The organism is Roseovarius sp. (assembly GCF_018066915.1).
In the GTDB taxonomy this organism is placed as follows: domain Bacteria; phylum Pseudomonadota; class Alphaproteobacteria; order Rhodobacterales; family Rhodobacteraceae; genus Roseovarius.
The window spans coordinates 1-9304 of sequence record NZ_JAGPVV010000344.1; the positions used below are offsets into that span (position 1 = coordinate 1).

Annotated in this window: 9 protein-coding genes; 6 read left to right on the forward strand and 3 right to left on the reverse strand. The window is 64.8% G+C overall.

From position 1 onward, the window contains the following. The 3 genes from KBT70_RS19075 to KBT70_RS19085 all read right to left on the reverse strand — a co-directional run. Positions 1 to 678: RibD family protein (locus KBT70_RS19075; protein ID WP_296637866.1), on the reverse strand; the 678-nt coding region annotated here is incomplete at its 3' end. A gap of 108 nt (positions 679 to 786) precedes the next feature. Then, positions 787 to 1566 carry a class I SAM-dependent methyltransferase gene (locus KBT70_RS19080; protein ID WP_296637868.1) on the reverse strand — a complete coding sequence of 260 codons (780 nt, stop codon included), beginning with the start codon at positions 1564 to 1566 and terminating at the stop codon, positions 787 to 789. A 1-nt stretch (position 1567) separates the two neighbouring features. Then, positions 1568 to 1963, reverse strand: a complete 396-nt coding sequence (locus tag KBT70_RS19085; protein WP_296637871.1) for a 6-carboxytetrahydropterin synthase — start codon at positions 1961 to 1963, stop codon at positions 1568 to 1570. A 163-nt stretch (positions 1964 to 2126) separates the two neighbouring features. On the opposite strand from KBT70_RS19085, the gene mdoH reads away from it, so the two are divergent. The 6 genes from mdoH to KBT70_RS19115 all read left to right on the forward strand — a co-directional run. Further along, positions 2127 to 3917 (forward strand): glucans biosynthesis glucosyltransferase MdoH, encoded by a 1791-nt coding sequence (mdoH, locus tag KBT70_RS19090; RefSeq protein WP_296637874.1) that lies wholly within the window; start codon positions 2127 to 2129, stop codon positions 3915 to 3917. A gap of 15 nt (positions 3918 to 3932) precedes the next feature. Beyond that, positions 3933 to 4523 (forward strand): YceI family protein, encoded by a 591-nt coding sequence (locus KBT70_RS19095; protein WP_296637876.1) that lies wholly within the window; start codon positions 3933 to 3935, stop codon positions 4521 to 4523. 399 nt (positions 4524 to 4922) lie between these two features. Further along, positions 4923 to 5438, forward strand: a complete 516-nt coding sequence (locus KBT70_RS19100; RefSeq protein ID WP_296637878.1) for a hypothetical protein — start codon at positions 4923 to 4925, stop codon at positions 5436 to 5438. Positions 5439 to 5553: 115 nt separating this feature from the next. Then, a complete protein-coding gene (locus KBT70_RS19105) occupies positions 5554 to 6804 on the forward strand; it encodes a sarcosine oxidase subunit beta family protein (RefSeq protein WP_296637881.1) in 1251 nt (416 codons plus the stop codon). Positions 6805 to 6817: 13 nt separating this feature from the next. Beyond that, complete coding sequence (locus KBT70_RS19110; protein ID WP_296637882.1) at positions 6818 to 7105, forward strand: sarcosine oxidase subunit delta; 288 nt, start codon at positions 6818 to 6820, stop codon at positions 7103 to 7105. Then, a partial coding sequence (locus KBT70_RS19115; protein WP_296637884.1) for a 2Fe-2S iron-sulfur cluster-binding protein occupies positions 7102 to 9304 on the forward strand: 2203 nt, incomplete at its 3' end. The genes KBT70_RS19110 and KBT70_RS19115, both read left to right, overlap by 4 nt.

Sequence of the window (9304 nt, forward strand, 5' to 3'; positions counted from 1 at the left end):
CACAGGCCGCGTCGTCAATCCCTGCGGCCCCGCCCCGATCAAGAGCGGCGCCACCGCCACATGCAGCCGCGCCAGCAAATCCGCCTCGATCAAGCGCGCGATGGTGATGGCCCCGCCTTCGACCATCACATGATGCAACCCCACCTTGCGCAACGCGCTCACAATGGCCGGGGGCGAAATCCAGTCCTTGCGCGGCAGGCGGATGATCTCGACCCCCTCCGGTCGGGGCTTGTCCACCTCCTGAATGACGATCCGCCGCGCACCATCCTCGGCAAAGAGCCGCGCTTCATTCGGCAACCGCCCCGAGGGGTCTATCACCACCCGCGCCGGATTTGGCCCCGGCACCAGCCGCACCGTCAGGCGCGGATCGTCATGGAGTGCTGTCTTGACGCCCACAATCACCGCATCGACCAGCGCCCGCATCCGGTGCAAATGCGCCAACCCGTCCGGCCCGGACACATCCGCCGCATCGCCTGTGACCGTGGCCACCCGCCCATCCAGCGATTGCCCGATCTGCGCCACAACCTGCGGCGTGCCCGGTGCGGCCAGCATCGAGCCATAGAGCGCCATCGCCGCCCGCTCGCCCGACGCCCAGTCTCCGCAACACAGGCACGCACGCCCCGCGCGCGCAGCTAAAATATGCTCCCAGACCTTGGGTGTGACGTCAGCACTCTGCATCCGGGTCTCCGTTCTGGATCTCGTCTCGGGTTTTCGCCATGGTTGATCGCGGCCCGATGCCGCTCGCCTTATCCTGCAATAACAGAAATAGATGCGTTTTGAAAAATGTCATCCCCGCTGACCATCTCCCAGCGGCAAGGCCAAAAGGTCGAGATGGCCGATTTCGGCCCACCCCTCGGCAAGAACCCGCGCGCGCCGCGCCCGCCAGCCGTCAGCCCCGGCAAAACCCGCCTCGCCCGCCGCCTGTGCAATCCCCGCCAGCAAGAGGCGCTGCATCGGGGCTGCCTCCGGTCCCAGCCGCCAGGCGCTCGGGGCAAGATGCACCTCATATCCCAAACCCTCGAAAATCTCTGCGGCAACCGCAGCCGCATCTGGGCCAAGAGCCGCCCCAAACCCCTTGTCGCCCCGCTGATGCGCGTTGAACCGTGCCGTCACGGCGGCGTCGTCGGCATCCTGAGGCGACCAGCACATGACGCCATCATAGCTCAGCGCGGCATACATCGCGGTGCCTTCCGCCGCCAACCGCGCCGCCAACCGCTCCACCCAGCCCCGCGACACCAGATCAAAGAGCGCCGAGGCCGTCACCAGCCGCACGCCGTCGAGCGGCAGGGCGTCGATCTCCGCCAGATCCCCCTCACAAATCTCCGCCTGCGGATGCAGCACCGCCGCCCGCGCAAGCAGGTCCGCGTCATTGTCCAAAAGCCGCCAGTGCGCGCCCGTGGCCCCGGCCCCTTCAAACGCCCGCAGCGTCGATCCGGTGCCGCACCCAAGGTCGAGCACACAGCCCCCCGGCCCGGCCAACGCCACAGCCCGGCGCAAGAGCGCCGCATCCCGCGCCGCCCCGTCCGCCGGTTCCCGCAGCGTCAGCCACTCGGGGTCAAACCCCATCTCAGATATCCGCCTCGTACCAGCCGCGCGCCACATGGCTTTCGTGCAGCATCACGCGGATACGGCGCAGCCGCCCCGCATCGCCCAGACCCTCGGCGCGGGCAATGTCGCGCAGCCCGGTCCAGATGTGATGACACAGGAATTCCGTGGTCGTGAACTTGCCCTTGAACTCGGGCTTGTCATCCAGATTGCCATAACGCAACGGGGCCAGCACCCGCGCCAGAGCGTCCGAGGCAAGGCCGATGTCCACCACCAGCCCATGCGCATCAATATCCTCGGTGTAAAACGCGGCATCGACCACGAATGTCGCCCCATGTACCCCCTGCGCGGGGCCAAAGACAGGATCGGGCAGGGAATGGGCAATCATGATGTGATCGCGAACTTCGACGGCAAACATGGGGCTTTCCTTCCTTGAACAGCAGCCGTGACCTAACACGCGCCCCGATTGCGTCAAGCCTCGGGATCAAATCGGCAAAACCCCGCGCGCGCACGATATTTTCATTGGACCTGCCGCCGTGTCGCCATAACTGTGTGCCACGCATCAGCGCGAGAGAGCCATCGTGACAGAGTTGACCCCAAATCGCCCGAATTCCCCCGCCGTGACGCCGATTGCGCCGCACCTGCGCCGCGTGCCCACACTGGCCACCCGCCGCCGTGTCGTGCTGGCACTCAACGTGGTCACCGTCGCGGCGCTCTTTGCCGCGATGCTTGCGCTCTTTCTGCCACTCGGGATCACATGGGCCGAAGGCGCGATGCTGACTGCCTTCCTTTTGACCCTGCCTTGGCTTTCCATCGGCCTCTGGAACAGCATCCTTGGCCTCGCTCTTGACCTGCGCCATGGCACCGAGGCTGCGGCCCATGTCACCCCGGCCCTTGCCCGCATCCGCGGCGACGAGCCGATCACGGCTCGCGTCGCCGTGGTCATGCCGCTGCGCAACGAAGACCCGGACGCCTCGATCGCCCGCCTGCGCCGTCTGGAAGAGGAAATCGCCCTCAGCCCCTATGCCGGGCGCTTTTCCTACCATGTGCTCAGCGATACCGATGACGCCCGCGTCGCCCTCAAGGAAGAGGCGCGCATCGCGCAATGGCGCAGCGCGCGCCCCATGGCCGCGATCCACTACCGCCGCCGCACCGACAACACCGGCTACAAGGCCGGCAATATCGCGGAATTCCTGCATGGTCCGCAGGGCGCAAGCGATCTTTTCCTGCCGCTCGACGCTGATAGCGAAATGGGCGCGGATACCGTCTTTCGCCTGATCCGCGTGATGCAGGTCAGCCCTGAAATCGGCATGTTGCAGAGCCTCGTGACCGGCCTGCCCGCCCGCAGCTTCTTCACCCGCGCGTTCCAATTCGGCATGCGCCACGGTATGCGCTCCTACACCCTCGGCTCGGCATGGTGGCAGGGCGATTGCGGCCCCAACTGGGGGCATAACATCGTGATCCGCACCGCCCCGTTCCGTGACCATTGCATGCTGCCGGTGCTTGCCGGGCGCGGACCGCTTTCGGGCGCGATCCTCAGCCATGATCAGGTCGAGGCGGTCTTGATGCGCCGCGCCGGATACGAGGTGCGCGTGCTGGCCGAGGAATCCGAAAGCTATGAGGAAAATCCCCCCAGCCTTGTGGATTTCATCCGCCGCGAACTCCGCTGGATGAATGGCAACATGCAGTATTTCAAATTGCTGTCCATGCCCGGCCTCAAACCCGTGAGTCGCCTGCAGCTGGTGCTGGCGATCCTCATGTATATCAGCGCCCCCGCGTGGATTGCCTTCATCCTGATTGGGGCCGCCCTCGCAGGCACCATCGACCAGATCAACGCCATTCCCGCCGCCGCCGGCCTCACCCTTTTTGCCGTGCTGATGACGCTTAGCCTCAGCCCCAAACTCATGGGGCTGGCGCAGGTGCTGGCCTCTCCCAGCCGCTCAGCGGCCTATGGCGGGCGGGCGCGCGTGCTCTCGGGCGGCCTTGTCGAGATCGTCTTTTCGATGCTCACCTCGCCCGTGGTGGCGGTCGCGCTCACGCAATTCGCCATCGGGCTGATCTTTGGCCAGCGCATCGGCTGGAGCGCGCAACAACGCTCGCGCGAGCGGCTTGAATGGCATGAGGCCGCGCGCGTTCTCTGGCCGCAAACCCTGCTGGGCGGCGCACTTTGCCTCTGGTTCTGGGTGCAGGCCCCTTGGGCGCTGATCTTTGGCGCGCCGGTGCTGCTTGCCCTCACCCTCTCGATCCCGGTGGCGGTGCTCACCACCCTGCCCCGCCTCAGCCGCTGGTCGCAGACCACCGGCCTTTTCGACATCCCCGAGGATCGCCGCCCCGCCCTGCAAAACCAGACCATCCACGCCAACACCGCCTGACACGGGAGACATCGCATGACCGCTTTCAGACTGACAGCCCTCGGCGCAACGCTGGCCCTTGGCCTCACCCCGCCCGCTCAGGCCGAACCCGCCACATGGCAGATCGACCCCGAACATGCGGTCGTGGCCTTCACCATCATGCACGCAGGCTATGCCAAGGTTCTGGGCCGGTTTTCCGACATCGAAGGCAGCTTTGTCTATGATCCCGAAACGCAGGAACTGGGCGACGTGACCGCCCGCATCGGCACCGCCAGCGTCGATACCGACCATGAAAAGCGTGACGAACACGTCCGCTCCGCCGATTTCCTCGATGCAGGCGCCCATCCCGCGATCACCTTCACCGCCACCAGCAGCACCCCCACCTCCGAGACCACCGGCACCGTCACCGGTGATCTCACAATCCGGGGCATCACCCAGCCCGTGACCCTCGACGTGACCCTGAACAAGCGCGCCGATTACCCCTGTTGCCATGGCAAGGAAACGCTGGGCATCTCCGCCACCGCCGAGCTCCTGCGCAGCGATTTCGGCAGCACCTATGCCCTGCCCGATTTCGTGGGCGATGCGGTCGGCATCATTCTCGAATTCGAGGCGATCCGCGCCGAGTAATCCGACATCTGAACACGGGCAAGGCCCCTCAGCACACCCCGCATGACCCATTCCGGGTCACTTTGCGGCCCCAGAAACGCGCGCTGTAACAGAATTCATCTGTCCAGATTGCGTGACACGACTAGAATAGAGGCTGCCGTCAGAGGATTTGACCTCATGCTATGGTAATGTTCGGTGTGATTACCCCCAAGGATTTCCTTTCGCGTTGCGGTTATTGCTGCGCCTTTTCCGCGACCAAAGCATCTGGTGTTTCGTTTGCTTCTAGGTACATGAAGACAGCTTCTGACGGCACCTGCCCACCGTCCTACACATTTTCGCGACCAAGTGAGGCGGCCTCTAGGCGCGCGCCCCACCGCCCCGCATAGTTGGCTTCCATGTCACACGACCGGAATGCCAACCATGCCAGAGGCAGAGACCCCGCCACGCCTCCGACTGGAGCTTGATCTGCCCCGCTATGCAGAGATCGAACGCCGTGTCGCCTATGACCTGACCAACCTCCTCCTGATGCAGAACCTCGAACTTCAGCACTACTTCGGCCTGCGCGCCGAAGACTACCAGGTGTTCATGCTGATTGGCCTCTCCACCGTCCAGAAATTTGTGCGCAGCACAGGAACCGACCCAGGCCTTCAGGATCGCACGCCCCTGCCCAGCGAACATGCCAGTGCAATCTCCCGGCGTCGCATTTCCGAAACCTTGGGGATACCGCTCGAAACCGTCCGGCGCATCGTCGCGAACCTGCTGGCACGCGGCATGATTGTCGAGCGCAGGCGCGGGTGCCTCTCGACACCCGGCGGCACCCTCACGGCAATGAGCGCCAAGGCGATCCCCGAACGTATCGCCCGCCGCTTTGTCGCCCAGAGCAACACCCTGCTCCGCCTTGAGGTGATCAAGCCCAGCGACCGCTGCCAACCCTAGCCGCTGCCGCCTCAATCATTTTGTCACAGAGTCCGATTTGTGACCGGCTTTGACCGAATTCGATATACCAAAGCCGCCCATTTTCCACGAAATTAGGGCAAAGGAGTCGGATACAATGCGCTATTCAGGATTCAAGGTCATCAAGGAGGCCCTCACCGGCCACCGGGGCTGGGGCCCCGCATGGCGCGATGCTGCGCCGCAGGCGTCCTATGATTACGTCATCGTCGGCGGCGGCGGGCACGGTCTTGCCACCGCCTATTATCTGGCCAAAGAATTCAAACAGGCGCGCATCGCCGTTCTGGAAAAGGGCTGGATCGGCGGCGGCAACGTCGGGCGCAACACCACCATCATCCGCTCCAACTATCTGCTCGACGGAAACGAGCCGTTCTATGAATTCTCGCTCAAACTCTGGGAAGGGTTGGAGCAGGATCTGAACTATAACGCCATGGTCAGCCAGCGCGGGATTCTGAACCTGATCCACACCGACGCACAGCGCGACGCCTTTATCCGGCGCGGCAACGCCATGATGCTGAACGGGGCCGATGCCGACCTGCTCAGCACCGCGCAAATCGTCGCGCGCTACCCGTTCTTGAACGTCAACGACGCCCGTTTCCCGATCAAGGGTGGTCTCGCCCAGCATCGCGGCGGCACCGTGCGCCACGATGCGGTCGCCTGGGGCTATGCCCGCGCCGCCGACCAGCGCGGCGTAGACATCATCCAGAATTGCGAAGTCACTGGTTTCCGCATCGAAAACGGCACATGCCTTGGCGTTGAAACCTCACGCGGCTTCATCGGTGCGAAGAAGGTCGGCGCTTGCGTTGCCGGATCTTCCTCGCGCCTCATGTCGCATGCGGGCATGCGCCTGCCGATCGAGAGCCATGTCTTGCAGGCCTTCGTGTCCGAGGGTCTCAAACCCGTGCTGCCCGGTGTCATCACCTTTGGCGCGGGCCATTTCTATTGCAGCCAGTCCGACAAGGGCGGGCTGGTCTTTGGCGGCGATATCGACGGCTACAATTCCTACGCCCAACGCGGCAACCTGCCCGTGGTCGAGGATGTCTGCGAAGGCGGCATGGCGATCTTTCCGATGATTGGCCGCGCCCGGCTCCTGCGCATGTGGGGCGGCATCATGGACATGAGCATGGACGGCTCGCCCATCATCGACCGCACCCATATTGACGGGCTCTATTTCAACGGCGGCTGGTGCTATGGCGGGTTCAAGGCAACCCCGGCCTCGGGCTTTGTCTATGCCCACCTTCTTGCCACCGACAAACCCCATCCCACCGCCACCGCCTATCGCTTCGATCGCTTCGCCAAAGGGCTGATGATCGACGAAAAGGGCATGGGCAACCAGCCCAACCTGCATTGAGGGAGCCTGCGCCATGCTGATCAACCACCCCCTCCTTGGCCCCCGCGACGCCAGCGAATTCGTCTACAAGGGCGACGCCGCCCTCATCAACCGCCCCGACCCGGACGCGCCCGACGCGCTCGAGCGCTTCATCGACTACGGCTATCTGCGCGACAACCCCGCAGGCGCCCATCGCGAGTTGTGGTTCCACGAACAGGGCGACCGAAGCTGGCTGGTCGTGACCCGCAACACCCTGACCCATGAAATCACCGATGTGGAACTGGCCCGCGACGTGGCCCGCCGCGAGGGACGCTCCAAATGACCCAAGTCAATCGCCTCGCTGGCGGTCTGATCGACCGCAGCCGCACCATCTCTTTCCGCTTTGACGACAAGTGGATGATGGGCCATCCCGGTGATACCCTCGCCTCGGCGCTGCTGGCCAATGGCGTGCGCCTGATGGGCCGCTCGTTCAAATACCACCGCCCGCGTGGCCCGCTGTCGGCGGGCTCCGAAGAGCCCAACGCCATTGTCGAATTGCGCGACGGCGCCCGGCGCGAGCCCAACACCCGCGCCACCACCGCCGAGCTTTTCGACGGCCTCACCGCGCAGTCGCAGAACCGCTGGCCCTCGCTTGCCTTTGATGCGCTCGCGATCAATGACCGCCTGTCGAGCTTCTTTGCCGCCGGGTTCTACTACAAAACCTTCATGTGGCCCGCCGCCTTTTGGGAAAAACTCTACGAGCCGATGATCCGCCGCGCCGCCGGTCTGGGCTCTCTCAGCCTGCAGGCGGACCCCGACAATTATGACAAGGGCTATCTGCATTGCGACCTGCTCATCATCGGCGCAGGTCCCGCCGGTCTCGCGGCCGCCCTCACAGCGGGCGAATCCGGCCTCAATGTGATCCTCGCGGACGAAGATTCCCTGCCCGGTGGCCGCCTCAACACCGAAACCTTTGGCCTTGGCCAACAGACCGGCGCAGACTGGGCCGCCGAGGCCGCAGAGCGGCTTGCTGCCTTGCCCAATGTCCGCCTGATGACCCGCACCACCATCCTCGGGGCCTTCGATCACGGCATCTATGGCGCGCTTGAACGGGTCAGCGATCACCTGCCCGTCCCCCCCGAGGGCAAGCCGCGCCAGATCCTCTGGCGCATCTATTCCCGCCGCGCCATCCTCGCCGCCGGGGCCACCGAACGCCCCATCGTGTTCGAGAACAACGACCGCCCCGGCATCATGCTGGCAGGTTCCTTGCGCGCCTATGCCAACCGCTGGGCCGCCACCCCGGCGCAAGAAATCGCCGTTTTCACCAATAACGACGACGGCCACCGCACAGCACAGGACTTGCACGCCAAGGGTGTGACCGTCACCGCCGTGATCGACACGCGCGCGCAGGCCCCCAAGGGCAATGGCTACGAGGTCATCGCGGGCGGCACGATCACCAACACCTCAGGCCGCCTTGGCCTGACACGGATCGAGGTGACGGACGCGCACGGCAATCGCCGCAGCGTAACCTGCGGCGCACTTGGCGTCACCGGGGGCTGGAACCCGAACGTGAGCCTTACCTGCCATCAGCGCGGCCGTCCTACATGGAACGCAGAGATTCACGCCTTTGTTCCCGGCGGCACCCTGCCCGAGGGGATGGTGGTGGCAGGGGCGGCCAATGGTCTCTTCTCCACCCATGCCGCCCTGACCTCCGGTGCCGACATCGCCAGCCAGATCGCCACTGACTTGGGGCGCACCGCCACCCGCCCCGATCTGCCGCAGGCCGAGGATACACCGCTGGCCCTTACCCCTTTCTGGCATGTGCAGGGGGCCAAGCGGGCGTGGGTCGATCAACAGAACGACGTGACCGCCAAGGATATCAAACTGGCGCATCAGGAAAACTTCACCTCTGTTGAGCATCTCAAGCGTTACACGACGCTTGGCATGGCCACCGATCAGGGCAAGACCTCGAACACCGCCGGTCTCGCGATCATGGCCGAGGTGGCGGGCAAATCCATCCCCGAGGTGGGCACAACCATGTTCCGCCCGCCCTACACCCCCACCGCCATCGGCGCCTTTGCCGGGCGCGCACGCGGCAAGGATTTCCGCCCCACCCGCAAGACCCCCAGCCATTTCTGGGCCGAGGAACAGGGGGCCGTGTTTGTCGAGGTCGGCATGTGGCTGCGCGCGCAATGGTTCCCGCGTCCGGGCGAAACCCACTGGCGTCAGAGCGTGGACCGCGAGGTGCTGCAAACCCGCCGCTCGGTGGGCATCTGCGACGTGACCACCTTGGGCAAGATCGACGTGCAGGGCACGGATGCCGCCGCCTTCCTCAACATGATCTATTGCAATGCCTTCGCCAAATTACCCGTGGGGCGCACCCGCTATGGCCTCATGCTGCGCGAGGATGGCATCGCCATGGACGACGGCACCGCCGCACGTCTGGCCGAGGATCACTTCGTGGTCACAACCACCACCGCCAATGCGGTCACGGTCTATCGCCACATGGAATTCGTGCGCCAATGCCTCTGCCCCGACATGG